Source organism: Nisaea sp., from assembly GCF_017640745.1.
Lineage (GTDB): Bacteria > Pseudomonadota > Alphaproteobacteria > Thalassobaculales > Thalassobaculaceae > Nisaea.
Map to the genome: position 1 here is coordinate 68,934 of NZ_JAEPQA010000019.1, position 24,944 is coordinate 93,877.

Annotated in this window: 31 protein-coding genes; 21 read left to right on the top strand and 10 right to left on the bottom strand. The window is 64.8% G+C overall.

Features of this window, described 5'->3' with window-relative positions:
* Window positions 1-16: 16 nt before the first annotated feature.
* Complete coding sequence (hemE, locus tag JJ959_RS14245; RefSeq protein WP_292884681.1) at window positions 17-1,045, bottom strand: uroporphyrinogen decarboxylase; 1,029 nt, start codon at window positions 1,043-1,045, stop codon at window positions 17-19.
* A gap of 405 nt (window positions 1,046-1,450) precedes the next feature.
* Here hemE and JJ959_RS14250 point away from each other — a divergent pair, with 405 nt between their 5' ends.
* The 4 genes from JJ959_RS14250 to dnaQ are packed head-to-tail and all read left to right on the top strand — an operon-like array spanning window position 1,451 to window position 4,199.
* On the top strand, window positions 1,451-2,275 hold the full coding sequence (locus tag JJ959_RS14250; protein WP_292884684.1) for a pyruvate, water dikinase regulatory protein: 825 nt from the start codon (window positions 1,451-1,453) through the stop codon (window positions 2,273-2,275).
* Window positions 2,275-2,913, top strand: a complete 639-nt coding sequence (locus JJ959_RS14255; RefSeq protein WP_292884686.1) for a Maf family protein — start codon at window positions 2,275-2,277, stop codon at window positions 2,911-2,913. The genes JJ959_RS14250 and JJ959_RS14255 overlap by 1 nt, the downstream gene beginning before the upstream one ends.
* A 4-nt stretch (window positions 2,914-2,917) precedes the next feature.
* Entirely contained in the window at window positions 2,918-3,514 is a 597-nt protein-coding gene (coaE, locus tag JJ959_RS14260; protein ID WP_292884689.1) for a dephospho-CoA kinase, read from the top strand.
* On the top strand, window positions 3,507-4,199 hold the full coding sequence (gene dnaQ / locus JJ959_RS14265; protein ID WP_292884692.1) for a DNA polymerase III subunit epsilon: 693 nt from the start codon (window positions 3,507-3,509) through the stop codon (window positions 4,197-4,199). Before coaE ends, dnaQ begins: the two co-directional genes overlap by 8 nt.
* Here dnaQ and secB read toward each other — a convergent pair whose 3' ends face one another.
* The 3 genes from secB to JJ959_RS14280 are packed head-to-tail and all read right to left on the bottom strand — an operon-like array spanning window position 4,200 to window position 5,862.
* The gene (secB, locus tag JJ959_RS14270) at window positions 4,200-4,706 is read right to left on the bottom strand and encodes a protein-export chaperone SecB (protein ID WP_292884695.1); all 507 of its coding nucleotides are present in this window, start codon (window positions 4,704-4,706) and stop codon (window positions 4,200-4,202) included.
* Window positions 4,707-4,748: 42 nt separating this feature from the next.
* Complete coding sequence (locus tag JJ959_RS14275) at window positions 4,749-5,303, bottom strand: histidine phosphatase family protein (RefSeq protein WP_292884698.1); 555 nt, start codon at window positions 5,301-5,303, stop codon at window positions 4,749-4,751.
* A gap of 37 nt (window positions 5,304-5,340) precedes the next feature.
* Complete coding sequence (locus JJ959_RS14280) at window positions 5,341-5,862, bottom strand: FxsA family protein (RefSeq protein ID WP_292884701.1); 522 nt, start codon at window positions 5,860-5,862, stop codon at window positions 5,341-5,343.
* Between the two features lie 163 nt (window positions 5,863-6,025).
* Here JJ959_RS14280 and JJ959_RS14285 point away from each other — a divergent pair, with 163 nt between their 5' ends.
* The 7 genes from JJ959_RS14285 to JJ959_RS14315 all read left to right on the top strand — a co-directional run bounded on the left by JJ959_RS14285 (window position 6,026) and on the right by JJ959_RS14315 (window position 11,868).
* Complete coding sequence (locus JJ959_RS14285) at window positions 6,026-6,697, top strand: Tim44/TimA family putative adaptor protein (protein ID WP_292884704.1); 672 nt, start codon at window positions 6,026-6,028, stop codon at window positions 6,695-6,697.
* Window positions 6,698-6,734: 37 nt separating this feature from the next.
* On the top strand, window positions 6,735-7,916 hold the full coding sequence (locus tag JJ959_RS14290; RefSeq protein ID WP_292884706.1) for a murein transglycosylase A: 1,182 nt from the start codon (window positions 6,735-6,737) through the stop codon (window positions 7,914-7,916).
* A gap of 61 nt (window positions 7,917-7,977) precedes the next feature.
* Window positions 7,978-8,754 carry a (Fe-S)-binding protein gene (locus tag JJ959_RS14295; protein ID WP_292884709.1) on the top strand — a complete coding sequence of 259 codons (777 nt, stop codon included), beginning with the start codon at window positions 7,978-7,980 and terminating at the stop codon, window positions 8,752-8,754.
* Window positions 8,754-10,190, top strand: coding sequence for a LutB/LldF family L-lactate oxidation iron-sulfur protein (locus tag JJ959_RS14300; RefSeq protein WP_292884711.1), 1,437 nt, complete (start codon window positions 8,754-8,756; stop codon window positions 10,188-10,190). Before JJ959_RS14295 ends, JJ959_RS14300 begins: the two co-directional genes overlap by 1 nt.
* On the top strand, window positions 10,187-10,873 hold the full coding sequence (locus JJ959_RS14305) for a lactate utilization protein (protein WP_292884713.1): 687 nt from the start codon (window positions 10,187-10,189) through the stop codon (window positions 10,871-10,873). The genes JJ959_RS14300 and JJ959_RS14305 overlap by 4 nt, the downstream gene beginning before the upstream one ends.
* 21 nt (window positions 10,874-10,894) lie before the next feature.
* Window positions 10,895-11,500, top strand: coding sequence for a Smr/MutS family protein (locus tag JJ959_RS14310; protein WP_292884716.1), 606 nt, complete (start codon window positions 10,895-10,897; stop codon window positions 11,498-11,500).
* Entirely contained in the window at window positions 11,497-11,868 is a 372-nt protein-coding gene (locus JJ959_RS14315) for a helix-turn-helix domain-containing protein (protein WP_292884719.1), read from the top strand. The genes JJ959_RS14310 and JJ959_RS14315 overlap by 4 nt, the downstream gene beginning before the upstream one ends.
* Here JJ959_RS14315 and hslU read toward each other — a convergent pair whose 3' ends face one another.
* Window positions 11,869-13,176 (bottom strand): ATP-dependent protease ATPase subunit HslU, encoded by a 1,308-nt coding sequence (gene hslU / locus JJ959_RS14320; RefSeq protein WP_292884721.1) that lies wholly within the window; start codon window positions 13,174-13,176, stop codon window positions 11,869-11,871.
* Window positions 13,177-13,233: 57 nt separating this feature from the next.
* Window positions 13,234-13,800, bottom strand: a complete 567-nt coding sequence (gene hslV / locus JJ959_RS14325) for an ATP-dependent protease subunit HslV (protein ID WP_292884724.1) — start codon at window positions 13,798-13,800, stop codon at window positions 13,234-13,236.
* A 157-nt stretch (window positions 13,801-13,957) separates the two neighbouring features.
* On the opposite strand from hslV, the gene hisB reads away from it, so the two are divergent.
* Genes hisB through JJ959_RS14360 form a run of 7 tightly spaced genes read left to right on the top strand, consistent with a single transcriptional unit; the run spans window position 13,958 to window position 18,026 of the window.
* A complete protein-coding gene (gene hisB, locus JJ959_RS14330; protein ID WP_292884727.1) occupies window positions 13,958-14,566 on the top strand; it encodes an imidazoleglycerol-phosphate dehydratase HisB in 609 nt (202 codons plus the stop codon).
* On the top strand, window positions 14,563-15,240 hold the full coding sequence (gene hisH, locus JJ959_RS14335; protein WP_292884730.1) for an imidazole glycerol phosphate synthase subunit HisH: 678 nt from the start codon (window positions 14,563-14,565) through the stop codon (window positions 15,238-15,240). Before hisB ends, hisH begins: the two co-directional genes overlap by 4 nt.
* A gap of 12 nt (window positions 15,241-15,252) precedes the next feature.
* A complete protein-coding gene (locus JJ959_RS14340; RefSeq protein ID WP_292884733.1) occupies window positions 15,253-15,807 on the top strand; it encodes a GNAT family N-acetyltransferase in 555 nt (184 codons plus the stop codon).
* The gene (hisA, locus tag JJ959_RS14345; protein ID WP_292884736.1) at window positions 15,804-16,553 is read left to right on the top strand and encodes a 1-(5-phosphoribosyl)-5-[(5-phosphoribosylamino)methylideneamino]imidazole-4-carboxamide isomerase; all 750 of its coding nucleotides are present in this window, start codon (window positions 15,804-15,806) and stop codon (window positions 16,551-16,553) included. Before JJ959_RS14340 ends, hisA begins: the two co-directional genes overlap by 4 nt.
* Window positions 16,547-17,308 (top strand): imidazole glycerol phosphate synthase subunit HisF, encoded by a 762-nt coding sequence (gene hisF / locus JJ959_RS14350; RefSeq protein ID WP_292884738.1) that lies wholly within the window; start codon window positions 16,547-16,549, stop codon window positions 17,306-17,308. Before hisA ends, hisF begins: the two co-directional genes overlap by 7 nt.
* Window positions 17,305-17,625, top strand: coding sequence for a phosphoribosyl-ATP diphosphatase (locus JJ959_RS14355; RefSeq protein WP_292884741.1), 321 nt, complete (start codon window positions 17,305-17,307; stop codon window positions 17,623-17,625). Before hisF ends, JJ959_RS14355 begins: the two co-directional genes overlap by 4 nt.
* Before the next feature lie 35 nt (window positions 17,626-17,660).
* Entirely contained in the window at window positions 17,661-18,026 is a 366-nt protein-coding gene (locus JJ959_RS14360; protein ID WP_292884744.1) for a histidine triad nucleotide-binding protein, read from the top strand.
* 12 nt (window positions 18,027-18,038) lie between these two features.
* Here the strand turns inward: JJ959_RS14360 and JJ959_RS14365 are convergent, their stop codons facing one another.
* Window positions 18,039-18,437, bottom strand: coding sequence for a DUF427 domain-containing protein (locus JJ959_RS14365; protein ID WP_292884747.1), 399 nt, complete (start codon window positions 18,435-18,437; stop codon window positions 18,039-18,041).
* 289 nt (window positions 18,438-18,726) lie between these two features.
* Between JJ959_RS14365 and JJ959_RS14370 the strand changes: the two genes are divergently transcribed.
* From JJ959_RS14370 to JJ959_RS14380, 3 genes are all read left to right on the top strand, one after another.
* Window positions 18,727-20,010 carry a pentapeptide repeat-containing protein gene (locus tag JJ959_RS14370; protein ID WP_292884750.1) on the top strand — a complete coding sequence of 428 codons (1,284 nt, stop codon included), beginning with the start codon at window positions 18,727-18,729 and terminating at the stop codon, window positions 20,008-20,010.
* Between the two features lie 53 nt (window positions 20,011-20,063).
* Window positions 20,064-21,590 (top strand): YifB family Mg chelatase-like AAA ATPase, encoded by a 1,527-nt coding sequence (locus JJ959_RS14375; protein ID WP_292884752.1) that lies wholly within the window; start codon window positions 20,064-20,066, stop codon window positions 21,588-21,590.
* Window positions 21,591-21,665: 75 nt separating this feature from the next.
* On the top strand, window positions 21,666-22,490 hold the full coding sequence (locus JJ959_RS14380; protein ID WP_292884754.1) for a DNA/RNA non-specific endonuclease: 825 nt from the start codon (window positions 21,666-21,668) through the stop codon (window positions 22,488-22,490).
* A gap of 3 nt (window positions 22,491-22,493) precedes the next feature.
* Here the strand turns inward: JJ959_RS14380 and gshB are convergent, their stop codons facing one another.
* From gshB to JJ959_RS14395, 3 genes are all read right to left on the bottom strand, one after another.
* Entirely contained in the window at window positions 22,494-23,435 is a 942-nt protein-coding gene (gene gshB, locus JJ959_RS14385; protein WP_292884786.1) for a glutathione synthase, read from the bottom strand.
* Window positions 23,436-23,530: 95 nt separating this feature from the next.
* Window positions 23,531-24,352: a SirB1 family protein gene (locus tag JJ959_RS14390; protein ID WP_292884756.1), complete on the bottom strand. Its 822-nt coding sequence runs from the start codon at window positions 24,350-24,352 to the stop codon at window positions 23,531-23,533.
* A gap of 4 nt (window positions 24,353-24,356) precedes the next feature.
* On the bottom strand, window positions 24,357-24,944 hold the full coding sequence (locus JJ959_RS14395) for a BON domain-containing protein (RefSeq protein ID WP_292884758.1): 588 nt from the start codon (window positions 24,942-24,944) through the stop codon (window positions 24,357-24,359).

Sequence of the window (24,944 nt, forward strand, 5' to 3'; positions counted from 1 at the left end):
CCTCCCCGGCGGACCGCTACTTGCGCCGTACCTGGCGCAGCAACTGCTCGACATGCGCGATCGGTGTCGTCGGCAGGATCCCGTGACCGAGATTGAAGATGAACGGGCCGGAAGCGGCCGCATCGAGGATGCTCTTCACCTCCTCATCGAGCCCCTTTCCGCCGGACAGCAAGGCAATCGGATCGAGATTGCCCTGGATCGGCATCCTGGTCTGGATGTTCTCAACCGCCCAGCGGATCGGCATCGCCGTGTCGACGGCGACCGCATCGACACCGGTCTCCGCAATGTAATCGAGGTAATTGGCGCCCGCCGCGCGCGGAAAGCCGATGACCGGCAGATCCGGATAGGCCGTTTTCACTGCGGAGACGATCTTTTTCGTCGGCTCGATGACTGCCATGCGGAACAGGCGCGGCGAGAGCACGCCGGCCCAAGAGTCGAACAGTTTCAGAACCTCCGCTCCGGCCTTCGCCTGACCGAGCAGATAGATGATCGTCCCTTCGACGACGATATCGATCAGTTCCTGGAAGCCCTCGGGATCGCTGTAGGCCCATTGCTTGGTCGCTGCATAGTCCTTGCTGCTGCCACCCTCGACCATATAGGTGATGACCGTCCAGGGACTGCCCGAGAAGCCGATCAGCGTGGTCTCCGCCGGCAGAGCCTCGCGGACCCGCGACACGGTTTCGTAGACATTGCCGACACGGTTCGAGACAGCAGACGGATCCAGGCTCGAAAGTGCAGCCCGGTCGCGCACCGGTTCCAGCACCGGCCCCCTGCCCTCGACGAATTTCAACGGCTGACCGAGGCCATAGGGCACGATCAGGATATCGGAGAAGAGAATGGCGCCGTCCATCTCGAAACGCCGGATCGGCTGCAGGGTGACCTCCGCGGCCATTTCCGGGTTCAGGCAGAGGTCGACGAAGGATCCCGCCTGCTTTCGGACCTCCCGATATTCCGGCAGATAGCGGCCGGCCTGACGCATGAGCCAGATCGGGGGAACATCTGACACCTGGCCTGCCAGCGCTTTCAGTATCGGTTTCTCGGTCATGGATCGCCTGTTCGGTTTGCCAACGCGCGCACTCACTAACAAAGAATCTTATTAGAAATAAGTAGGAAGTGATTGTAGTGATGCTGTGAGTCCTGTGGATTATCGTTTGGACACAAGTGATCCACAGGACCGTACGGACAAGACCCTACAGGTCCGGTATCGGGATAAGGAGCGGTAAAAACGTCGCAACCTGCAACGCATCCGCCGATCTGAATCACGGGGATTGCGGGGATATCTCTTTTGCCGGACAAGCTGCTCCCATTCGCCGGATGGCGGTATAGTTTTATCCCCTGGCGAACAAGCCGGGGCCGAGAGCTGGCATCGAGAGGTACAGTTTTTCTTTCGGAAGAGAATCCGCATTCTGTAAACAGGTCCTACAGATTTATCCCCAGCAAGGTGTGAACGGTGACCGACTCGGATATCCATCTTCACCTGGTTTCGGACGCCACGGGCGAAACGAACCACCAGGTGGCCCGCGCCTGTCTGGTGCAGTTCGAGGGCGTGCGCGCCCGCGAGCATGTCTGGTCCCTGGTTCGCACCGCCGGACATATCGAGAAGGTCCTTGCCGCCGTCAGCGTCTATCCGGGTCCGGTGCTGTTCACACTGGTCAATCCGGACCTGCGCGAGCAGCTCGAACTCGGGTGCCAGCAGCGCCGCGTGCCCTGTATCTCTGTCCTCGACACGGTGGTGAACGCGCTCGGCAATTTCCTCGGACAGGAAAGCCATGGCCGTCCCGGCCGGCAGCACGAGCTCGATGCCGCCTATTTCAACCGTATCCGGGCGATGGATTACACGCTCGCCCATGACGACGGACAGATGATCCACGATCTCGAGGAGGCCGACATCGTGATCGTCGGCGTGTCGCGTACCTCAAAGACACCGACCTCGCTCTATCTCGCCAACCGAGGCTACGCGACGGCCAACATACCGGTGGTTCCGGGCGTGCCGTTGCCGAAGGAGCTGTACACCTTGAAGCGCCCCTTCGTCGTCGCGCTGACCAACGATCCGAACCGTCTGACCCAGGTCCGCCGCAACCGGATGCTGATGCTCCAGCACAGCAACGAGACCGATTATGTAGATCCCGAGAAAGTCCGGGAGGAAGTGGTCGAGGCGCGCAAGACATTCACCAAGGCCGGCTGGCCGGTGATCGACGTCACACGCCGCTCGATCGAGGAGACGGCGGCGGCTGTGCTGCAGAAATACGCGAAATTCCACGGACTGGAGTCCTGATGTCCACTGATCTCGATGTGACGCTCCTCAGCGGCAGCGGGGAAAAGCCGGTCGTGCTGGCCTCCGGCAGCCGGACCCGCGCGGACATGCTTCGGGCGGCGGGCCTGCCGGTCGAAATCCGCAAGCCTTCCGTTGACGAATCCGAGTTCAAGCGCAGCCTCCGGGCCGAGGGCGCGAGCGCGGCGGAGGTTGCGACATTCCTCGCTGAAATGAAGGCGAACACGGTTTCCCGGGCGCGACCGGAAGCGCTCGTGATCGGCGCTGACCAGATGCTCGATCTCGAAGGCAGCTGGTTTGACAAGCCGGAGGATCGTGCCGGTGCGGCGGAACATCTGCGCAAACTCTCCGGCAAGCGGCATACCCTGATCAGCTCTGTCGTCGTGTCGGCGGGCGGGACCCGGATCTGGCACCATGTCTCGACGGCCAGCCTGCTGGTCCGTCCGCTTTCGGAGGAGTTCATCAGGGCCTATCTGGACACGATCGGCGACCGCGCCCTCGACTCCGTCGGCGCCTATCAGCTGGAATCCGTCGGCGCCCAACTCTTCACTTCGGTCGAAGGCGATTTCTTCACGGTGCTTGGCCTGCCGCTTCTGCCGCTCCTCGATTTCATGCGGACGCACGGCGCGCTTCGGGTCTGACGCGATGCTGGTTCTCGGCCTGACCGGATCGATCGGCATGGGGAAGAGCACCGCGGCGGCGATGTTCCGCCGTCTCGGTCTGCCGGTGCACGATGCCGATGCGTCCGTCCATAAACTCTTCCGCGCCGGCGGCGCGGCAGTGGTGCCGATCGCGCGGCGTTTTCCGCAAGCGGTCGAGAAGGGTGCGGTGAACCGGGAGATCCTCGGAAGGCTGGTCTTTGGAGATGCGGCCGCGCTGACGGATCTGGAAGAGATCGTCCATCCTTTGGTGCGGCGCGAGCGCGACAGGTTCCTTGCGCTTCACCGCCGGGCGCGGCGCCGGGCCGCGGTGCTGGATATCCCGCTTCTCTTTGAGACCGGCGGCGAGAAGGTCTGCGATTTCGTCTACGTCGTCTCGGCGCCTGCCTTCCTGCAGCGGCAGCGTGTTCTTGCCCGCTCCGGCATGACAGAATCCCGGCTCTCTTCTATCCTGAAGAAACAGATGCCCGACCGGGAGAAACGGCGCCGGGCGGACTATGTCCTGCCCACCGGGCTCGGCCGGGCGGCGACGATGCGGATGATCAAGAAGACACTGAATCGACTGGGAGTGCGCCATGCGTGAACTTGTGCTCGACACGGAAACCACCGGCATCGATCCGAAGCAGGGCCATCGGGTGATCGAAATCGGGGCGATCGAGCTGGTGAACCATGTGCCGACCGGCGAGAAGTACCACGTCTACATAAATCCCGAGCGCGAGGTGGAGCAGGGAGCTTTCGAGGTGCATGGCCTCTCCACCGAGTTTCTCGCCGATTTCCCGAACTTCGCCGGCATCGCCGACGAGTTTCTCGAGTTCGTCGGCGATGCGACCTTCGTGATCCACAACGCCAAGTTCGACATGGCGTTCCTGAATGCCGAGCTGACGCGCCTCGGCCATCCTCCGATGCCGATGGAGCGGGCGATCGACACGCTCGCGATGGCGCGGCGGAAATTTCCAGGCGCGCAGGCCAGTCTCGACGCGCTTTGCCGCCGCTTCGAGATCAACAACTCGCATCGCGACCTGCACGGCGCGCTGGTCGACGCCGATCTGCTGGCGTCTGTCTATCTGGAGCTGATCGGGGGGCGGCAGCCGGGCCTGGAGCTCGCCCGCGAGGACAAGGGCGGCGAGGCGGCGATGCCCGAGATCCGGACGTCGGTCGCACGGCCGCCGCGGCCCCACGCGCCGAGCGCCGAGGAACTGGCGGCACATGCGGCGCTGCTGGAGAAACTCAAGGATCCGATCTGGAACCGGTCCGACGCGGCCGAGTGATCAGGCGTTGCCTTCGGTCTCGACTGCGCCGACATCGACGCCCCCGTTCTGGGCGCGCTGCAATTGGTTCTTCTGGAACACGCCGAGGAAATCGATCGGCTGGATGTGCAGCGGCGGATAGCCGCCGTCGGTTGTGACCTGGCCGACGATCTGCCGGCCGAACGGGAACAGCAGCCGCGCGCACTCGACCATCAGAACGTATTCCAGCTGATCGGGACGCACGTTCTCGAACTGGAACAGGCCGGCATAATTGAGCTCTAGGATGAAGACCTTTTCGCCCTCGTGGACGCCGTTGACGTTGAGCAGGAGCTGGACCTCGTAGACCTGTTCCGCCATGCGTTCGGCACGGACATCGACGCCGATCTCGATATCGGGGCGGATGTCGGCGCGCAGGCTCATGGGCGCCTTCGGGTTCTCGAAGGAAAGATCCTTGATGTACTGCGCCTTCACCGTCATCGAGAAGGTGTTGATGGCGTTGCTCGCCCCGTCGGTCGCTGAATCGGTCATCGTTCGTCATCTCTGCCGGAGGAAATCGAAGGCGCGTGGGTATCACGGATCCGGGGAGTGAACAACCTCCCCGGCGCCGTCCCTCTGGACCTTGACCACGGTCCCGTTCGCGACCGGCAGACCGGTCATCCGCTTGATGAAACCCCAGTGACTGACGCAGAGCACCCGGTCCCAGTCCTCCCGGGCACGGTTGCCGTCGAGAAAGGCGTCGACCCGGGCGAAGACCTCGTGCTCCTGCTCGAGGTGCTCGGTCCACCACTGCTCGTCGATATGATCGAAGGAGAGATGCGGCCAGTCGCGCTGCAGGACCGAACGGGTGCGGCCGATATCGCAGACGAAATGATTGTGCTCGCGGATCAGCGGGTCGATGCGGATCTCCAGGCGGAGGGTGTCGGCGAGGATATGCGCGGTCTCGAGCGCCCGTCTGTAGGGGCTGGAGACGATGTGATCGATCTCGCGCCCCGCGAGCGCCTCGGCGGAGTGGCGGATCTGCGCCTTGCCGAGATCGGTCAGCGCCGGATCCTCGATCCCGGGATCTATGCCGGTGGCGCCGTAGTGAACGTTGAATTCGGATTGCCCGTGGCGGACGAAGAGCATGGTGGCGGTCTTTCGAGAGCGAGGCGTCGATGGGCGGTCAGCGCGGCGGCAGGGTGCGGTTGCCGTCGTCCTTCCGGTCGGAGGAGTCGTCCTCCCGGTCTTCCGTCAGGTCCTCGTACTCGCCGTCGATGACCGTCCGGTCCGGGGAAGAACCGGAAGCTTTACCCGAGCCGGTCCGCACGATCCAGACATTGGACTCCGCAGAGCGGGCCAGCCTGCGGAACAGGAAGCCGATCAGCACGATCCTGAGCGGCGGAATGAAAAGCAGAAAGCCTGCCACGTCGGTCACGAAGCCGGGGAGGAACAGCAGCACGGCCGCCAGCAGCAGGCCGACCCCGTCGATGATTTCGGCGAGCGGGGATTGCTCCTGGCGCAGGGTTTCCTGCGCGCGCTGCAGTACCGCGGTTCCCTGGGTGCGGAACAGAAGCGCGCCCAGCGCGGCCGTAAGAAGTGTCAGGCCTACAGTCGCCCAGCCGCCGATGATCCCGCCGACCTCCGCGAAGACGAAAATCTCGAGGGCCGGGATACCGAGCAGAACGATGAGGAAGATGAGGACCATAGTTGTTCTTTCAAAAGTGACAGCCTATCTATGCTGTAGTACGGTCGCCGGACGGTCGGAAGCGGCAAGTCTGCTGCGAAAGCGGCAATGATAAGCTGTTAGGGCCGACGGCATTTTTCTCCAAGGGCGGATAAGGGTCCGAGGACCCGCAGTTAAGGGCGATATGGGCGACGGCATCGCGTTCTTCGATATAATTCTTTTCGCGCTGCTTGCAGGGTTTCTGTTTTTCAGGCTCCGCAACGTGCTCGGCAAACGGACCGGACATGAGGAGCGCCACACCGATCCCTTCTCTCCGGCGCCGGAGCGGTCTTCCAAGTCGGATAATGTCATCCAGCTTCCGGATCGCGAGCGCGACCAGCAGGGCGTCACTCAGGATGACGCCGAGCTTTCCGACCTGATGCGGGTCAAGATGGCCGATCCGTCCTTTGACGAGATCGAATTCCTCAAGGGCGCGCGCACGGCATTCGAGTGGATCGTCGAAGCCTTTGCCAAAGGCGATCTCGACGGACTGCGACCGCTCCTCGGAGAAGATCTGATGGGAGCCTTCTCTGGCGCGGTCGAGGCGCGCGAGCAGGCAGGCGAAAGTCAGGAAACCACCATTTCCTCCTTCCGCTCCGCGCTTATCAGCGAGGTGAAGCTGACTGGATCGGTTGCGCGCGTAACTGTCGAGTTCATCACCGATCAGGTCAAGGTGACCCGTGGGGCGGACGGTTCCGTCGTCGACGGCGACCCGGACAGGATCGAGACCGTGACGGATCTCTGGACCTTCGAACGCGATATCAGCTCGCGCGATCCGAACTGGCATCTCGTCGCCACCCGCGTGCCCGAAGAGTAAGGTCTCTTTGACTTCCTGAAACGGACGGGAGGGCATCTTGCCCCGGCGTTATCTGTGTCTGCTGGTGTTTCTCGGTCTGGCGGCGTGCGCCCCGGAACCGGAACCCGAGCGCGTGACCCAGGAAACGGCGCGTTACGAGAAAACCTCCTTATCCTCCCTGCCGGGCTGGTCTGAGGACCGGGTGAGCGATGCGCTTCCTGCGTTGAAGCGGTCCTGCGGAAAGATCCGCCGCGGCTATGACGAACAAGAGGTGGCACCGGCCGAGATCGGCGGCACCATCGCGGACTGGCGTGCACCCTGCGACGCCCTGTCCCGGCTCTCGGACGGCAGCGACGATGCAGCTGTCCGAGACTTTCTCTCCGACTGGTTCGAGGTTTACGAGATCAAGACGGGGGAGGGTTCTGGGCTCTTCACAGGTTATTACGAACCCGAACTGAAAGGCGCGCTGCAGCGCCGTGCGGGGTACGAAACGCCTTTGCTGGGGCGCCCGGATGATCTGGTCCTGGTCAATCTCGGCGATTGGCGGTCCGGCCTCCGCGGCGAGCGGATCGCCGGACGGCTGCGCAGCGGACGTCTCGTGCCCTACGAGAGCCGGGCGGAGATCGAAGCCGGCGCGCTCGGAAAGAATGCCGAACCTCTGCTCTGGCTCGCGGACCCGATCGACGCCTTCTTTTTGCATATCCAGGGCTCGGGCCGGATCCTGCTCGATGACGGGCGTGTCCTGCGTGTCGGCTATGACGGCCATAACGGCCATGTCTACTACCCGATCGGCCGCTATCTGGTGGAGAACGGCCATATAGACAAGGACGCGATCTCGCTGCAGACGATCCGCGACTGGCTTCGCGCCAACCCTTCGGAAATGCGCGGGGTGATGGATCTGAACCCGTCCTACATCTTCTTCCGGACCGTCGACGGAGACGGCCCGATCGGTGCGCAGGGGGTCGCGTTGACGCCCGGACGTTCGCTCGCCGTCGACCGGCGCTACATTCCGCTCGGCGCGCCGGTCTGGCTCGACATTGACTATCCGGACGAGAGCGGCAAACCGCTGAAGCGTCTGGTGGTGGCGCAGGATACCGGTGGCGCGATCAAGGGCGCGGTCCGCGGCGACGTCTTCTGGGGCCATGGCGAGACGGCGGCGGAAAAAGCCGGGCCGATGGCCGCAAGCGGACGATATTTCGTGCTTCTCCCAAAAAATCTCGATATTGCCTTAAGGCAATAGCATGCCGCGCGCCGGGTCCGGCGAAGCGGTGTCGATAAGAAAACGAGAGTGGGAGTCTGCTGTGTCGGTGTCCGTGAAAGCGCGTCCGCGCGTCGGTCTTTTCGTGACCTGTCTTGTCGATCTGTTCCGCCCGACCGTGGGGTTCGCGGCCATCTCCCTGCTGGAAAAAGCCGGCTGTGAGGTCTCGGTCCCTGAGTCCCAGACCTGCTGCGGCCAGCCGACGTTCAATTCGGGCGATTTCAGGGACAGCCGTGACATCGCCGCCAACGTGATCGCCGCCTTCGAGGAATTCGACTATGTGGTCGCGCCCTCCGGCTCCTGCGCAGGGATGATCCGCGAGCATTATCCCGAACTTTTCGAGGACGATCCGGCGATGGCGCACCGGGCGCAGCATCTCGCCAAGCGGACCTACGAGCTGACCTCCTTCCTGGTCGATGTCATGGGGCTGGAAAAGACTGGCGCCGCCTTCGACGGCACGGTGACCTACCATGACAGCTGCTCCGGCCTGCGCGAGCTCGAGGTGAAGACGCAGCCGCGCAAGCTTCTGAACAAGGTGGACGGCCTGAAGATCACCGAACTGCCGGGGGCGGAGATCTGCTGCGGTTTCGGCGGCACGTTCTGCGTCAAGTATCCGGAGATCTCCGACAAGATGGTCACCCAGAAGGCGGAGGAGATTGTCGCCACGGGTGCAGACCATCTCCTGGCGGGCGATCTCGGTTGTCTCCTGAACATGGGCGGAAAGCTGAAGCGGCTCGGCGCGCCGACCAAGGTCCGGCATGTCGCCGAGGTGCTGGCCGGGATGACGGACGGGCCGGCGATTGGCGAGGGAGAGAACTGATGCAGGCGACCTCCCATTCCTTCAAACAGAACGCCCATGACGCGCTGGCCGACGCCCAGCTGCAGAAGGCGCTTTCCAAGATGCGGCCGGGTTTCCAGCAGAAGCGCGCCGACGTGGTCGCCAAGCTGCCGGAGTTCGAGGACCTGCGCGACCGCGGACGCGACATCAAGAACCACGTGCTGGAACATCTCGACTATTACCTCGAGCGCTTCGAGGAGAACGTCACGCGGCACGGCGGCAAGGTGCACTGGTGCCGGAACGCCGAGGAGGCGCGGCGGACCATCATGGAGATCTGCCGCTCGGTGGACGCGAAGACCGTCACCAAGGGCAAGAGCATGGTGGCCGAGGAAATCGGCCTCAACGAATATCTCGAGGAACACGGTGTCGAGCCGATCGAGACCGATCTCGGCGAGTACATCATCCAGCTCCGGAACGAGCCGCCCAGCCACATCATCGCGCCGGCGATCCACGTCAACAAGGAACAGGTCGTCGAGGCCTTCCGCGCAAAACACACGGATCTGCCACCGAACCGTCCCCTTGAGGAGGTCGGCGATATCACGGATGAGGCGCGCACTCAGCTGCGGCCGAAATACTTCGCCGCCGATGTCGGCATCACCGGCGCCAACTTCCTGATCGCCGAGACCGGCTCCACCGTCATCGTCACCAACGAGGGCAACGGGGATCTGACCCAGACCCTCGCCAAGGCGCATGTCGTGGTCGCCAGCTTGGAGAAGATCGTGCCGACGCTGGAGGATGCGAGCAGCATCCTGCGGCTCCTGGCACGCTCGGCCACCGGACAGGAGTTTTCCGTCTACACCACCTTCTCTTCCGGCCCGCGCCGGGGCGCGGACCTGGACGGACCCGAGGAGTTCCATGTGGTTCTGCTCGACAACGGGCGCTCCGCCATGCTCGGCACCGAGTACCAGGAGATGCTGCGCTGTATCCGCTGCTCTGCCTGCATGAACCATTGCCCCGTCTATGCCGCGGTCGGCGGGCATGCCTATGGCTGGGTCTATCCGGGCCCGATGGGCGCGGTCCTCACGCCGAGCCTGATCGGCATCGACGAGGCCGGCCATCTGCCCAACGCCTCTACCTTCTGCGGCCGCTGCGAGCAGGTATGCCCGATGCGGATCCCGTTGCCGAAGATGATGCGACACTACCGGGCGAAAGAGTATCGCGAAGGCAAGACTACCCCTCAGGTTCGCACGGGTCTGGGGCTCTGGTCGTACTTCGCGAAACGACCCTGGCTCTATCGTCAGTCGGCCAAATTCGGCGCTGCGCTACTCGGATTTCTCGGCGGACGGAAGGGCAGAATCGCTACGCTGCCGCTGGCCTCCGGCTGGACCTCGGTCCGCGACATGCCGGCACCCGAGGGACGCACCTTCCAGCAGCTCTACCGGATGAGCGGACACGGCAAGAAAGGAGACCGGGCATGAGCGAGGCACGCGCACAGATTTTGGCCGGCATCCGCAAGTCGCTTGGCCGGGGCAAGCTGGAAGGCGAGGCCGCGGCGGCGCTGGACCGGCGTCTCGCCAGCCACGAGCGCATCCTGGTGCCGAAACGCTCCGAGGGAGATCAGGCGCACAAGGTCGGCCTCTTCGTCGAGATGGCGGAAGCCGTCCAATGTTCCGTCGACCGGCTGGACTCCCTTGCTGACGTGCCGGAAAAGCTCGCGGACTATCTCCGGCGGGAGAACCTGCCGGCCCATATCCGCCGGGCGGGCGCGCTCGATACCCTCGACATTCCCTGGGAAAAGGCGCCGTCGCTGACGTTCGAGGGCGGCCGGGCCGTCACCGAGGACGCGGTCAGCCTGACCCCGGCGCTGGCCGGGATCGCGGAAACCGGCACGATGATGCTGCATTCGGCGCCGGAGACCCCGACCACGCTGCATTTCGTGCCCGACACCCATGTCGTCCTGCTGAAGGAGAGCCAGATCGTCGGCGCCTACGAGGACGCCTGGGACATGCTGCGGCAGAAATTCGGCCTCAAGGACGGCGCCGGCATGCCGCGCACAGTCAATCTGATCACCGGCCCGTCGCGGACCGGCGACGTGGAGCAGATCATCCAGCTCGGCGCGCACGGGCCGCGCCGGCTGCATATCCTGCTGGTCAAGGACTGAACCCACCGGCGGGGCAGGGGCATGGCGCGGCGACCGACAGCGGACGAACTCAACCTCTGGCGCAAGGTCGTCGCTGATACCGAACCGCTGACTCCCGAGCGTCGCAAGGCGCTCGAGGATGCGGCTCCGAAAGTCCCGGAAATCGTGCGGAAGCAGGCGGAGAGCCAGGCATCGGGCCCGGCTCCGGCTCCGCGACACCATTCCCGGCCGGCTGGCGATCTCGGGCTCGACCGGATCAAGGTGCCGAGCGCGCTGGCCGAGCACGATCCGGGCCGGGCGCCCGGCATCGACCGGCGCACCGCCCTCAAGATCAAGCGGGGCAAGCAACAGATCGACGGCCGCATCGACCTGCACGGCATGCGCCAGGACGAGGCCCACCGGGCGCTCAACGCCTTTGTCAACGGGGCCTACAAGCGCGGCGACCGCTGCGTTCTGGTGATCACCGGCAAGGGCACCCGCTCCGCCGACGGCGACCGCGAGGCCGGCGTGCTCCGGCGCATGACGCCGCGCTGGCTGACCGACGGAACGAACCGGGAAAAGGTCCTCGCCTATTCGCCCGCACAGCCGCAGCACGGCGGCAGCGGTGCGCTCTATGTCATGCTGCGGCGCCGGAAGGACCGCAAATGACCCCGTTCGGCGCGAAGATCCGCGCGCTCCGTTCGGAGCGCGGCGTCACCCTGAAGCAGATGGCGGCGGCCCTGCAGGTGTCGTCGGCCTATCTCTCCGCGCTGGAACACGGCAAGAAAGGCCGCCCGACGGTGGGTCTGATCCACCAGATCTGCCAGTATTTCGGCCTGATCTGGGACGATGCCGAGGATCTCAAGAAGCTCGCCAAACGCTCCAACCCGCGCGTCGTCATCGACACGGCAGGCCTCAGCCCGAAGGCGACGGAGCTTGCCAACACCCTCGCCGACCGCATCCGCGAACTCGACGACCCCAGGATCGACACCCTGCTTGCCGAACTCGCACCGCCCGGCAAGGGGCCGCGGCACTGATCAGAGGATGAACTTGCTGAGGTCGGTGTCCTGCGCCAGGTCGCCGACATGCTTCTTCACGTAGGCGGCGTCGATCTTCACCGTTTCGCCACCGCGGTCGGAGGCGGTGAAGCTGATCTCGTCGAGCAGCTTCTCCATCACCGTGTGCAGCCGGCGGGCGCCGATATTCTCGACGTTCCGGTTGATATCGACCGTGAGATCCGCGAGCGCGTCGATCGCCTCGTCCGTGATGTCGAGCGTGACCTCCTCCGTCGCCATCAGCGCCGTGTACTGCCGGATCAGGCTGTTTTCCGGTTCGGTCAAGATGCGGCGGAAATCGTCGCGGGTGAGCGCCTTCAGCTCGACCCGGTTCGGCAGGCGGCCCTGCAATTCCGGCAGGAGGTCCGACGGTTTCGAGAGATGAAAAGCGCCGCTGGCGATGAAGAGCACGAAGTCGGTCTTCACCGAACCGTGCTTGGTCGCGACTGTCGTGCCCTCGATCAGCGGCAGCAGGTCGCGCTGCACGCCCTCGCGGCTGACATCGGCGCCGCTGCGCTCGGCGCGGGCGCAGATCTTGTCGATCTCGTCGAGGAAGACGATGCCGTTCTGCTCGACGGACTCAATCGCCTCGCGCACCACTTTTTCCTCGTCGAGCAGGTTGTCCGCCTCTTCGTCGACCAGCACCTTGTACGACTCCGCGACCGTCATGCGGCGCTTCTTGGTGCGGCCGCCGAAGGCCTTGCCGAACATGTCGTTCAGATTGAGCATGCCCATCTGCGCGCCCGGCATTCCGGGGATCTCGAAGGTGGGCATGCCGCCGCCCTGGTCGGCGGTCTCGATCTCGATCTCCTTGTCGTCGAGCTGGCCCTCGCGCAGCATCTTGCGGAACTTCTGCTTGGTATCGGCGCCCGCGGTCTCGCCGACGAGGGCACTGACCACGCGTTCCTCCGCCGCGAGCTCGGCCTTGGCATGGACCGACTTGCGCATCTTCTCGCGCACCTGACCGATGGCGACCTCGACCAGGTCGCGGATGATCTGCTCCACGTCGCGGCCGACATAGCCGACCTCGGTGAATTTCGTCGCCTCGACCTTGATGAAGGGCGCCTCGGCGAGCTTGGCGAGGCGGCGGGCGATCTCGGTCTTGCCGACGCCGGTCGGGCCGATCATCAGGATGTTCTTCGGCTGCACTTCCTCGCGGATATCGCCTGCGAGCTGCTGCCGGCGCCAGCGGTTGCGCAGCGCAATGGCGACCGCGCGCTTGGCGTCCTTCTGGCCGATGATGAAGCGGTCGAGTTCGGAGACGATCTCACGCGGGCTGAAGGCGGTCATGTGTTTTACCAACTCTCGGGCCAGGTTTGGGAGTGCCACTACTTCGGGCGATTTCAATCAGTTGTCGGAGTCGAGCGCTTCGACGGTAAGGTTCTCGTTGGTGTAGATGCAGATGTCGGCGGCGATCTTCATCGCCTTGCGTGCGATCGCTTCCGCATCCATGTCGTCGCGGTCGATCAGCGCGCGGGCGGCGGCCAGCGCGAAGGAGCCGCCGGAGCCGATGCCGATCAGACCGTCCTCGGGCTCGAGCACGTCGCCGTTGCCGGTCAGCACCAGCGAGGCGGAGCTGTCGGCCACCGCCATCATCGCCTCGAGGCGGCGCAGGTAGCGGTCGGTGCGCCAGTCCTTGGCGAGTTCGACCGCAGCGCGGGTGAGCTGGCCCGGATGCTTCTCCAGCTTCTCTTCCAGGCGCTCGAACAGCGTGAAGGCGTCGGCGGTGGCGCCGGCGAACCCGGCGATCACCTCACCGCCGCCGATCCGGCGCACCTTGCGCGCCTGCGCCTTCATCACCGTGTTGCCGAAGCTGACCTGACCGTCGCCGGCGACGACCACGCGGCCGTTCTTGCGCACCGAGAGGATGGTCGTGCCGTGCCACTGGATCGGATCCGTGCCCTGTCTGTCCATGAGAGCTCCATTGATTGCGTGCCCGTCCAATTGGGGCATGCGGGGGATAACGTCAAGGCGGCGCTCCGCGCAAGCCGCGGTGACCGTGCCCGGAGATTGGCATTCTCCCGCGGTTCCTGCTACATAGCCGCCGTGCATTTCCTCGGAGCAGAAATCCATGTCCGACAGCCGCAGCGCAAGCGTGAAGCGCGTGACCAACGAGACCACCATTTCCGCCGAACTCAAGCTCGACGGAACCGGCCGATATGACATCGAGACCGGAGTGGGTTTCCTCGACCACATGCTGGAGCAGCTGTCGCGACATTCGCTGATCGACATGACGGTCCGGGCCAAGGGCGACCTGCATATCGACGCGCACCACACGACGGAGGATTGCGGCTGGGCGATCGGCGAGGCGCTGACCAAGGCGCTGGGCGACCGCAAGGGGATCAATCGCTACGGCTCCTCCTACCTGCCGATGGACGAGGCCCTCAGCCGTGTCGCGCTCGACTGTTCGAACCGGCCCTTCCTGGTCTGGCGGGCGACGCTTCCGGCGCAGAAGCTGGGAGAGATGGATACCGAGCTCTTCCGCGAGTTCTTCCAGGCCTTCTCGCAGGCGGCCGGACTGACCCTGCATATCGAGAATCTCTACGGCGACAACACGCACCATATCGTGGAGTCGATCTTCAAGGGCGTCGGCAGGGCGCTGCGCCAGGCGGTCGAAATCGACCCGAAGCGTGCGGATGCCGTGCCCTCGACCAAGGGAACGCTCGGGGGGTCGCTGTGACCGCCGCGGGCGGGCCCAGTTCCGTCGCGGTCGTCGATTACGGGTCCGGCAATCTCCGTTCGGTGGCGAAGGCCTTCGAGCGGGTGGCGTCGGAACGCGGACCGGGAACGGACGTGGTGGTGACCTCGGACCCCGCGGTGGTGCGCCGTGCGGGCCGGATCGTGCTGCCGGGCGTCGGCGCCTTCGCCGATTGCCGCGGAGGTCTCTACGGCCTGCCGGGCATGGTCGAGGCACTGACGGACGCGGTGATCGGGCAGGGCACCCCGTTCCTCGGGATCTGCGTCGGCATGCAGCTGATGGCCGAGCGCGGCCTTGAGCATGTCGTCTCTGACGGGCTCGGCTGGATCGGCGGCGAGGTGAAGCTGATGACGCCGGCACCGGCGCCGGACGGCCTGCCGCTGAAGGTGCCGCATATGGGCTGGAACCGTCTCAATCTGCTGCAGCCGGAGCATCCGCTGCTGAAAGGCATCGAAGAGGGCGCCTTCGTTTACTATGTGCACTCCTATCTCTTCGACGTCGCCGATCGCACGGATCTGGCGGCGGTGAGTGACTATGGCGGCGAGATCGCCGCCGTGGTCGGACGTAAGAACTATTTTGGAACCCAGTTCCACCCCGAAAAGAGCCAGGCGAACGGACTTGCCTTCATCCGCAATTTCCTCGACTGGCGTCCCTGAGGGAGCCCGGCCATGAATGAAACCAATAGCGAGACCCGCCTGCCGCCGGTGGCGACGGTGGAGATGCTGAGCGAATTCGGTGCGGGCGACCTGCAGGATCTGTCAGACGCGGCCGAGGCGGCGATCATCGACGGCGGCGGGTTCGGCTGGATCGCGCCGCCGCCGCGCGAGACGCTGGAGGCTTTCTGGCGCGGGGTTCTGATCATTCCGGAACGCCATCTCTTCGTCGGCCGGCTCGACGGGGTGATCGCCGGATCCTGCCAGATCCAGCGCCCGCCGAAGAACAACGAGGCGCAGTGCCATACCTGCAAGCTGACGACCAACTTCGTCGCTCCGTGGGGCCGCGGGCACGGGCTGTCGCAGAAACTGATCGAGATCGCCGAGAGTCACGCCCGGGAGGAGGGCTTCAAGGTGCTGACCCTCGACGTTCGGGAGACCCAGCACGCGGCGATCCGGCTCTATGAGCGGCTTGGTTATGTCCGGTTCGGCACCCTGCCGCACTATGCCTATGTGCGCGACGGCTACGTCGCCGGTCACTTCTATTACAAGGAACTGGACGCGGCATGATCCTGTTTCCCGCGATCGATCTGAAGGAGGGCCAGTGCGTCCGCCTTCTGAAGGGCGAGATGGACTCGGCGACGGTCTTCAATGACGACCCGGGCGCCCAGGCGAAACTTTTCCAGGATGCGGGCTGCGCCTGGATCCACGTGGTCGATCTCGACGGCGCCTTCGCCGGCGAGACCCGCAACGGAGACGCCGTTAGCCGGATCCTGGAGGCGGTGGACGTGCCTGTACAGCTCGGCGGCGGCATCCGCGACATGAAGGCGATCGATGCCTGGCTTGAAAAAGGCATTGCCCGCGTGATCCTCGGCACCGTGGCGCTGCGCGATCCGGAGCTGGTCAAACAGGCCTGCGCCAGACATCCGGGGCGTATCGCCGTCGGCATCGATGCGCGGGACGGGATGGTCGCGGTCGAAGGCTGGGCCGAAACCTCCTCCCTCTCAGCGGTGGATCTCGCGCGAAAGTTCGAGGGCTGCGGCGTCGCCGCCATCATCTTCACCGATATCGACCGCGACGGCGCGCTCGGCGGGGTGAACGTGCAGGCGACCGCCGATCTTGCGAACGCGATCTCGACCCCGGTCATTGCCAGCGGCGGCGTCGCCTCGCTGGAGGATCTGTCGGCCCTGAAGGCGGCCGGCGCCCCCGGTATCGCCGGTGCGATTTCCGGCCGCGCGCTCTATGATGGACGGATCGATCTCGCCGAGGCCGTCCGGCTTCTGGCGGAACCGGCGAGGGAGAGCGCCCGATGCTGACCGCACGCGTCATTCCCTGCCTCGACGTGAAGGACGGCCGGGTCGTCAAGGGCGTCAATTTCGTCGATCTGGTCGATGCCGGCGATCCAGTCGAGCAGGCCAAGATCTACGACCGCGAGGGCGCGGACGAGCTCTGTTTCCTCGACATCACCGCGAGCCACGAGGAGCGCGACACGCTGTTTGACGTTGTCGCCCGGACGGCGGAGCAGTGCTTCATGCCGCTCACCGTCGGCGGCGGGGTGCGGACGCTTGAGGATATCCGCAAGCTGCTGCTGGCCGGTGCCGACAAGGTCTCGATCAACACGGCGGCGGTGAAGGATCCGGATTTCGTCCGCCGTGCGGCGGAGAAGTTCGGCAGCCAGTGCATCGTTGTGGCGGTCGACGCCAAGAGCGTCGGTCCGGACAAGTACGAGATCTTCACCCATGGCGGCCGCGAGCCGACCGGCATAGATGCCGTCGAATGGTCGCGCCGGATGACCGAGTACGGCGCCGGCGAGATCCTGCTGACCTCGATGGACCGCGACGGCACCAAGCAGGGCTTCAACCTGCCGCTGACACGCGCGATCTCGGATGCCGTGAGCATTCCGGTGGTGGCGAGCGGCGGTGTCGGCACGCTGGAGCATTTCGCCGAGGGCGTGCTCGAAGGCCATGCCTCTGCGGTCCTGGCGGCCTCGGTGTTCCATTTCGGCACCTTCCGGATTTCCGAAGCCAAGCAGGCGATGGCGGATGCCGGTATCCCGGTGAGGATGCAATGAGCGACCATGTTCTCGACCGGCTTTATGCCGTCATCGACAGCCGCAAGGGCGCCGACCCGGACAGCTCCTACACGGCCAAACTGTTTTCCAGGGGCGCGAAGAAGATTGCCGAGAAGGTCGGCGAGGAAGCGGTCGAGACGGTGATCGAAGGCGTGGCGGGCGAACCGGCAGCCTTGACCGCCGAGAGCGCCGACCTGCTTTATCATCTTCTGGTGCTCTGGAGCGCCAAGGGCGTGACGCCCGAAGACGTCTGGCAGGAACTGGCCCGGCGCGAGGGGATGTCCGGGATCGAGGAAAAGGCGCGCCGCACGACCTGAAGCGTGGCGCCGGACGATTGGGAGAGGGAAGTCCGATGTCTTACGACGACCAGAATATTTTCGCGAAGATCCTGCGCGGCGAGATTCCGAACAAGACCGTCTACGAGGACGATCACGTCCTCGCCTTCGAGGATATCCAGCCGCAGGCGCCGGTTCATGTCCTCGTGATCCCGAAGGGTCCCTACAAGTCGATGAACGAGTTCAGCACCGAGGCGAGCGACGCGGAAATCGTCGCCTGGGTTCGGGCCATCGGCAAGGTGGCGGAGATCGTCGACGCGAAGGGCCCGGGCTACCGGCTGATCGTCAATAACGGCGACAACGCGATCCAGGAAGTGCCGCACCTGCATATCCACGTTCTCGGCGGGCGCCGTCTCGGGCGGATGCTGCCGAAGGCGGACTGATCGGAGAGGGGATCAGTCCCCTTCCACAATCCGCATGCCGTCGCCCCAGAAGGAAGTGAGTCCGTCGAGCGGCGCGGCGAAATCGTAGGCGCGGTAGGCCCAGCCGATCTCCCGTCCGTCGAGCGCGAAATAGTCGGCCTCGCCCTTCAGCGGGCAATGCGTGGCTTTTTCCAATTGCTCAAGCGGCACCTTGATTGCCGAGGGCGGGAAGTAGAGACGCGGCTCGTACGCCCTCGTCCCGATCTCGATGACCCGCAGCGCGTCGCGGCTGTCGGCAACCAGCGTGTTCCCAAAATAGACCCGTGCCCGCCGCTTCACCGGCTGGAGGACCATGAAGTGATCCGGATTGGACGGATTGCGGATCGCGCCGTCGACCGGCGCGGGTGCCGGGCGGGTTTCCGTTGCTGACATTGCGTGCTCTCCCTGCCGGTGCTTGTAACGATTCCATGTTGGCCCGGTCCGCTGTGTTGCAAACAAAATCACATGCAGGCGTTTCTGCTGTTTATTTGTCCGGACTGAAGATCCGGGGTCTCGCAGGACTGAAGTATTCAAAGGCCGCATTTATGCGTCGCCATAATGCGTTGATTTTATTGATTGATAGGGATTTCTAATTTCGATAGAGTAAAGGAGTAAATCTTCGGCCAATATATAGAGAAAACCTTTGTAGTTTTATCTATATCTTGTGTCGGAAAACTTTTGAGTGCCACAAGTGGTCCGGGGTGGGACTATGCTGGTCGAGGAACTGCAGCAAGAACTCAGCAAGATTGTCTCGAAACACGAGGCATTTTTGCGCCGTTATCCGGGCGGCGAAATCGCTGATCTGAGGCAGCGCGACCTGCGCGCGATCCGTCTGCCCGGCGCCGACCTGCGTCAGGCCCTCCTTGCCGGTGCCAACCTGCAGAACAGTGTTTTTGCCGGCGCCAATCTCTCCGACGCGCAGATGATCACGGCGCGGCTCAGCAATTCGGATCTTTCCGGCAGCCGGCTGGTCGGTGCCAATCTGCGCGGCGCCTCGCTCGCCGGCGCGAAGCTGATGGCCGCCGACATGACCAATGCCGATCTCCGGCCGATGAAGCTGCGCGACGTGCACCATGCGATCGAGCAGGTGGCGGATCTGCAGAACAGCGACATTTCCGAGGCGAAGCTGATCCGGACCGACCTCAGCAACGCGAATCTCTCCGGTGCGATCGCGGTCAGCGCCAATTTCACCTCGGCGAAACTGGTCGGCGCGAACCTGCATCATGCCGATCTCAGCCGCACGGTGTTCCGCGAGGCGGTGCTGCAAGGGGCGAATCTTCAGGGCGCCAATCTCAGCCAGGCACAGCTGCGCGACAGCGATCTCTCGGGTGCGGATCTGCGCTCCTGCAATTTCGACGGGGTCGATCTGACTGACGCGGACCTGACCGACTGCCGGATCGCCAGCGGGATGGAGAACCTGCCCGACGATATCCGCGACCGGCTGGTGCAGCATTTCCACTGGGTCTCCTCCGGCGGCGTGAAGGGGACGCGCGGCGACTTCCGTGGCCTCGATCTCTCCGGCCTCGATCTCAGCGGCACCGAACTCAGCGCCTGCGAAATGTCCCGGGCGAACCTGAACGGCACCAAGCTGAAAGGCGCCTCGCTCAGGCTCTCGAACCTCGAGGGCTCCGTGCTGACCCAGACCGACCTGACGCGGGCCGATCTGCGCGGCGCCAATCTGAAGGACACCGATTTGAGCGGTGCCACGCTGGTCTCGGCCCGGCTCTCCCGGATCGCGATCCTGAAGCCTGGAACGCTCGAGGTCCTGCGCGAATGGCCGACCGACCTGCGCGGTGCCAAGCTGGTCGGGGCCGATCTGCAGCGCACCGATTTCGCCGGCGCCCTGGTCGAGGAAACCTGCTTCGACCATGCCAACGTGACCCACGCCTGCTTTACGGAAGTGGCGATCCGCTCCTGTTCCTTCCACGACGTCCGCGGCGGCGATCCGGCCCTGCTGGAGCAATAAAACCCCCCACCCCGCTCCATAACCCCCGGGAGGCAATCCCGGGGGGAGAGATCATGGTTGCGCGGGTTCGGACGGTGGCGTTCCGGGGGGTCGACACCCTCGATATCGACGTTCAGGTGCATATGGGGAACGGGATCCCGTCCTTTTCCATCGTCGGCCTGCCGGCCAAGGCGGTGGACGAGAGCAAGGACCGGGTGCGGGCGGCGCTCAGCGCACTCGGCCTTGCCCTGCCGCCGCAGCGGATCACGGTCAATCTTGCCCCGGCCGACGTCACCAAGGAAGGCAGCCATTACGACCTGCCGATCGCCGTCGGCATCCTGGTCCAGATGGGCGTGCTGCCGGCGGACGAAATCGCGAACTATCTCGTGCTCGGCGAGCTGGCGCTGGACGGGCAGCTGACGGAGGTCTCCGGAATCCTGCCGGCGGCGCTCGGCGCGTCGGCACGGGGGGCCGGGATCATCTGCCCCGAGAAATGCGGTCCCGAGGCGGCATGGGCCGGCAATATCGAGGTCCTGGCGCCGCGCACGCTGCTGGCGCTGATCAATCACTTCAAGGGCAGCCAGGTCCTGACCCCGCCCGATCCGGCGGGGCCGGAGGAGGCTGGCGCGCTGCCGGACCTTGCCGACGTGAAGGGGCAGGAGAGCGCCAAGCGCGCGCTCGAGATCGCCGCGGCCGGCGGACACAATCTCCTGATGACCGGACCCCCGGGCGCGGGGAAATCCATGCTCGCCGCCCGGCTGCCCGGCCTGCTGCCGCCGCTGGAGCCGCGCGAGGCGCTGGAGGTGGCAATGATCCGCAGCGTCGCGGGGGATCTGAAAGGCGGGCGGATCTCCCGGGCGCGTCCTTATCGCGACCCGCACCATTCAAGCTCCATTCCGGCCCTGGTCGGCGGCGGACTGCAGGCGCGGCCGGGGGAGGTCTCGCTCGCCCATTGCGGCGTGCTCTTCCTAGACGAGCTGGCCGAGTTTCCCCGCACCGTGCTGGACTCGCTGCGCCAGTCCATCGAGACCGGGCAGGCGGTGGTCAGCCGGGCGAACAACCGGGTGACCTATCCGGCCCGGTTCCAGCTCATCGCCGCGATGAATCCCTGCCGCTGCGGGTATCTTGCCGATCCGGCACAGGCCTGCGGCCGGGCCCCGAAATGCGGGCTCGATTATCAGGCAAGGCTGTCCGGCCCTCTGCTCGACCGGTTCGATCTCCGGATCGAGATCGAGCCGGTCTCGGCCCGCGCGCTGGCCGCGCCGCTCGAAACGGAGGCTTCCGAGATCGTCGCCGGCCGCGTCGCCAGGGCGCGGCAGATGCAGCGGCAGCGCTTCGATGCGGCAGGCGTGGAGACGCTCCATCGCACCAATGCCGCGCTGGAGGGCAAGCTGCTCGAGCAGACGGCGCGGCCCGAGCGGGCGGGGCAGGCACTGATGGAGGAAGCGGCCCGCCGCCTCTCGCTTTCGGCCCGCGGCTATCACCGCATTCTCCGCGTCGCCCGGACCATCGCCGACCTGGAGGCATCGGAGAGTGTTCGCCGTCATCACGTGGCCGAAGCACTGGCCTATAGGGGGATCGTTCTGAAGCAGGCCGCATAAGCTGAATAATTTTCTACTCAAAAGAGAGAATAATATGTTATTCAATCGCATCGATAACCATCGGTGCGATTGCTCATGTCCGCTCTGGCGCGACGGCTTCTATGGCCGGTTCTACCGGCGCTCCTCCTGCTTCTTCTGCTGCCGCTCGACAGGCCGGTCGCGGAGGAGCCGGACCCGAACTGCCTCGAAGCCTGTCCCGTAACGACGGGCGTCAGCCTGATCGTCCGGCGGCCGAGCCATACGCTTTCGAACAATGCAGAGACCAAGTTCGCCGACTGGGTGGCCTACGAAGTCGCCTCGGCCGCAATCGGCAAGTCGCAGAAGCGCGTCTGGCGCGCCGATCCCGAGATCCCGGCCGACCAGACGCTGGAGCCGGGCGACTACAAAGGCGCGCACAAGGCGCTGAAGACCGACCGCGGCCACCAGGCACCGCTCGCCAGCTTCACGGGCGCGCCGGACTGGGAGACGACGAACTATCTCTCCAACATCACGCCGCAGAAGAGCGCGCTCAATCAGGGTCCCTGGAAGAATCTCGAGGAGGCCGTCCGGTCGCTTGCGAAATCGGAGGCGGGCACGGTCCATGTGCTGACCGGCCCGCTCTACGAACGCGAGATGCCGCCGCTTCCGGAGGCGGACGAGCCGCATCGGGTGCCGAGCGGATACTGGAAGATCGTCATGCTGACGCGTGCGGGAACTCTGCTTGTCGCGGGTTTCGTGCTCGACCAGGAAACGCCGCGCCGGGCGAACTATTGCGACGGTAGCTTCAATGTCGCGATCGTGGAGATCGCGCGGCGGAGCGGTTTGGGTTTCGCACCCGGCATCGGTACGGCCACCGGCGGAGATCTGAGATCCCGGCTCGGCTGCCGCGATGCCGTGAAAGTCAGCGAGGCTGCCGACTGAGCGTCAGCCGAGCTTGGCTTCGATGGCGTCCCAGAGCTCGGCCTCGATCGAGCGGCCCTCGAAGCGGCCGAGTTCCTGGAGGCCGGTCGGCGAGGTGACGTTGATCTCGGTGAGATAGCGTCCGATGACGTCGATGCCGACGAAAATCAGCCCCTTTTCGGCCAAGGTCGGGCCGATGATCTCGCATATCTCGAGGTCGCGCTTGGTCAGCTCGGATTTCTCCGCGCGGCCGCCGACATGCATGTTGGAGCGCGCCTCTCCTTCGGCCGGAACCCGGTTGATCGCACCGACCGCTTTGCCGTCGATCAGGATCACCCGCTTGTCGCCCTGCCGGACCTCCGGCAGATAGCGCTGCACGATCACCGGCTCGCGATACATCTCGGTGAAGAGCTCGAGCAGGGAATTCAGGTTCTCGTCGCCTGGCTTCAGGTGGAAGACGCCGGCGCCGCCATTGCCGAACAGCGGCTTGACGATGATGTCCTGATGCTCGGCGCGGAACTCCATGATCTGCTGGCGGTCGTTGGTGATCAGGGTCGGCGGCATCACGTCTTCGAAATGCGTGACGAACAGCTTCTCCGGCGCGTTCCGGACATGCACCGGATCGTTCACCACCAGCGTCTTCGGATGGATATGCTCCAGGATGTGGGTCGCGGTGATGTAGGACATGTCGAAGGGCGGGTCCTGGCGCATCAGCACCACGTCCATTTCCGAGAGGTCGATCATCTCGGGTTCGCCGAGCGTGAAGTGATTGCCCTTCTCGCGGCGCACATCCAGCGCGCGGACCCGGGCGAGCACCTTGCGGTCGCGGAAGCTCAGATCCTTCGGCTGGTAATGGTAGAGCTTGTGGCCCCGGCGCTTGGCCTCGAGGGCCATGACGAAGCTGCTGTCCCCGTTGATGTCGATAGCCTCGATCGGGTCCATCTGGATGGCGACGCCGAGCCCCATTGCTTCCTCCATGCGGTGAGCCCGATGCGGGCCACTATTGTTCCGAGCGGCGACTATGTGGCGATTGCCGGTGCCGGATCAACCGCCTTTCCGGCTCAGTTCAATTGACTTTCCAGAACTTGAAGGACGCGTGCCACTTCGAGCCGTTCGGGCTCGCGGATATTGCCGCTGGCAAGGAAGTCCCTGAGGCAGCCGATCGCGGCCCGGCGCTCGCCCTTGCGGGCGAGCAGCATGCCTTCCTCCCGCATCAGCCCGGAGAGCCTCGGGGCGAGCAGCCGCATGTCGCGAATGATCTGGAGTGCGGGCTCCAACTGGCCGTCCCGAAGGAGCCGCAGTTTGATATTGTTTTGAAGTCGCAACAGAATATCGAGGTCGCTGACATCCTGGTAATGCGCCTGACTCAGCTCGGCTTTCTCCCCCTGGAAACTGGCGAGCAGGCGGCGGAGCGCCGGTGCATCGAGCGCTTTGCCACCATGGAAGGGGTCGAGGATCTGCCGCACGCCGTCGCCCTGCACGCGGATCAGGAAATGGTTCGGGAAATTCAGCCCGCCGGCATCGAGGCCGAGCCCGCGGGCGGTCTCGATATAGAGGATGCCGAGCGCGACAGGCAGACCCTTGCGCCGGTCGATCACCCGTATCAGGTTGGCATTCTGTGGATCGTCATAAGTCCTGCTGTCGCCCTCATAGCCGTACTCGCCGCCGAGGGTCTCCGCGAGTGCGGCTGCCGGCGTGTCGGCTTCCGAGGCCTTGGCGCTCTTCGCCAGCGCCGACAGATGGTCGCGGTATCGCTCCAGCGGGACGCCCGGCCGGTCGAGCGAGGCCAGCAGCAGCGCGGCTTCCGCAAGCCCGGTCTCGCCAACCCCTCTCTCGCCGATCCCCGCCAGCCTGGCGCGGACGTTGTCCGGGTCGGGGACCATGGTTTCAGGAGCCCTTGATCCGGACGTAGCTCACCACGTGGCGCACATATTCGAGGTTGCGGGCATGATTGATCACGCGCTGCAGCTCCGCATTGTTCTGGGCGATGCCGAAGAGATAGACCGTACCGTTGACCGTATCGATATCGTAATTGATCGAACTGATCCCGCCGTCGAACAGCAGCTTGGTCTCGAGCTGGGTTTCGATCCAGGTATCGCGGGCCTTGTCCACGATGTCGGATTTGTCGACCACCTGGATCTCGTTGATGACCTCCCGGATGCCGTTTGCCTGCCAGGCCAGCCGGGCCGCCTCGATCCGGTCCTCGGGTTTTGGAACCGAGCCTGTCAGAAGCACGCGTCCGTCCTCGACCGAAAGACCGACGGCGGAAAACAGGTCCACGTTCTTCTGAAAGAGGTAATGGTTGATCTCGGTCTTTATCGCGAGGTCCTTCGCGGTGCCTTCCAGACCACGTTCGGACTGGCTCGCGGTCGCGGCGGTGGCACCGGCTCCGATCGCAACGCCGACCGGGGTGCAGCCCCCGGCGGCAAGCGGGAGGGCAAGCAATGTGAGGAGGAGAAGTGCGGCTCTTGGCAT

Coding starts and splice junctions, on each gene's coding strand:
- hemE (WP_292884681.1), bottom strand. CDS start 1,045: ATGACCGAGAAACCGATACTGAAAGCGCTGGCAGGCCAGGTGTCAGAT.
- JJ959_RS14390 (WP_292884756.1), bottom strand. CDS start 24,352: ATGGTCCCCGACCCGGACAACGTCCGCGCCAGGCTGGCGGGGATCGGC.
- JJ959_RS14280 (WP_292884701.1), bottom strand. CDS start 5,862: ATGGTCCTCATCTTCCTCATCGTTCTGCTCGGTATCCCGGCCCTCGAG.
- hisF (WP_292884738.1), top strand. CDS start 16,547: ATGCTGACCGCACGCGTCATTCCCTGCCTCGACGTGAAGGACGGCCGG.
- hisA (WP_292884736.1), top strand. CDS start 15,804: ATGATCCTGTTTCCCGCGATCGATCTGAAGGAGGGCCAGTGCGTCCGC.
- JJ959_RS14255 (WP_292884686.1), top strand. CDS start 2,275: ATGTCCACTGATCTCGATGTGACGCTCCTCAGCGGCAGCGGGGAAAAG.
- JJ959_RS14355 (WP_292884741.1), top strand. CDS start 17,305: ATGAGCGACCATGTTCTCGACCGGCTTTATGCCGTCATCGACAGCCGC.
- JJ959_RS14380 (WP_292884754.1), top strand. CDS start 21,666: ATGTCCGCTCTGGCGCGACGGCTTCTATGGCCGGTTCTACCGGCGCTC.
- JJ959_RS14305 (WP_292884713.1), top strand. CDS start 10,187: ATGAGCGAGGCACGCGCACAGATTTTGGCCGGCATCCGCAAGTCGCTT.
- JJ959_RS14300 (WP_292884711.1), top strand. CDS start 8,754: ATGCAGGCGACCTCCCATTCCTTCAAACAGAACGCCCATGACGCGCTG.
- JJ959_RS14365 (WP_292884747.1), bottom strand. CDS start 18,437: ATGTCAGCAACGGAAACCCGCCCGGCACCCGCGCCGGTCGACGGCGCG.
- hisB (WP_292884727.1), top strand. CDS start 13,958: ATGTCCGACAGCCGCAGCGCAAGCGTGAAGCGCGTGACCAACGAGACC.
- secB (WP_292884695.1), bottom strand. CDS start 4,706: ATGACCGATTCAGCGACCGACGGGGCGAGCAACGCCATCAACACCTTC.
- hslU (WP_292884721.1), bottom strand. CDS start 13,176: ATGACCGCCTTCAGCCCGCGTGAGATCGTCTCCGAACTCGACCGCTTC.
- gshB (WP_292884786.1), bottom strand. CDS start 23,435: ATGGGGCTCGGCGTCGCCATCCAGATGGACCCGATCGAGGCTATCGAC.
- JJ959_RS14315 (WP_292884719.1), top strand. CDS start 11,497: ATGACCCCGTTCGGCGCGAAGATCCGCGCGCTCCGTTCGGAGCGCGGC.
- JJ959_RS14285 (WP_292884704.1), top strand. CDS start 6,026: ATGGGCGACGGCATCGCGTTCTTCGATATAATTCTTTTCGCGCTGCTT.
- JJ959_RS14275 (WP_292884698.1), bottom strand. CDS start 5,303: ATGCTCTTCGTCCGCCACGGGCAATCCGAATTCAACGTTCACTACGGC.
- JJ959_RS14375 (WP_292884752.1), top strand. CDS start 20,064: ATGGTTGCGCGGGTTCGGACGGTGGCGTTCCGGGGGGTCGACACCCTC.
- JJ959_RS14340 (WP_292884733.1), top strand. CDS start 15,253: ATGAATGAAACCAATAGCGAGACCCGCCTGCCGCCGGTGGCGACGGTG.
- JJ959_RS14360 (WP_292884744.1), top strand. CDS start 17,661: ATGTCTTACGACGACCAGAATATTTTCGCGAAGATCCTGCGCGGCGAG.
- JJ959_RS14310 (WP_292884716.1), top strand. CDS start 10,895: ATGGCGCGGCGACCGACAGCGGACGAACTCAACCTCTGGCGCAAGGTC.
- dnaQ (WP_292884692.1), top strand. CDS start 3,507: ATGCGTGAACTTGTGCTCGACACGGAAACCACCGGCATCGATCCGAAG.
- JJ959_RS14395 (WP_292884758.1), bottom strand. CDS start 24,944: ATGCCAAGAGCCGCACTTCTCCTCCTCACATTGCTTGCCCTCCCGCTT.
- hslV (WP_292884724.1), bottom strand. CDS start 13,800: ATGGACAGACAGGGCACGGATCCGATCCAGTGGCACGGCACGACCATC.
- coaE (WP_292884689.1), top strand. CDS start 2,918: ATGCTGGTTCTCGGCCTGACCGGATCGATCGGCATGGGGAAGAGCACC.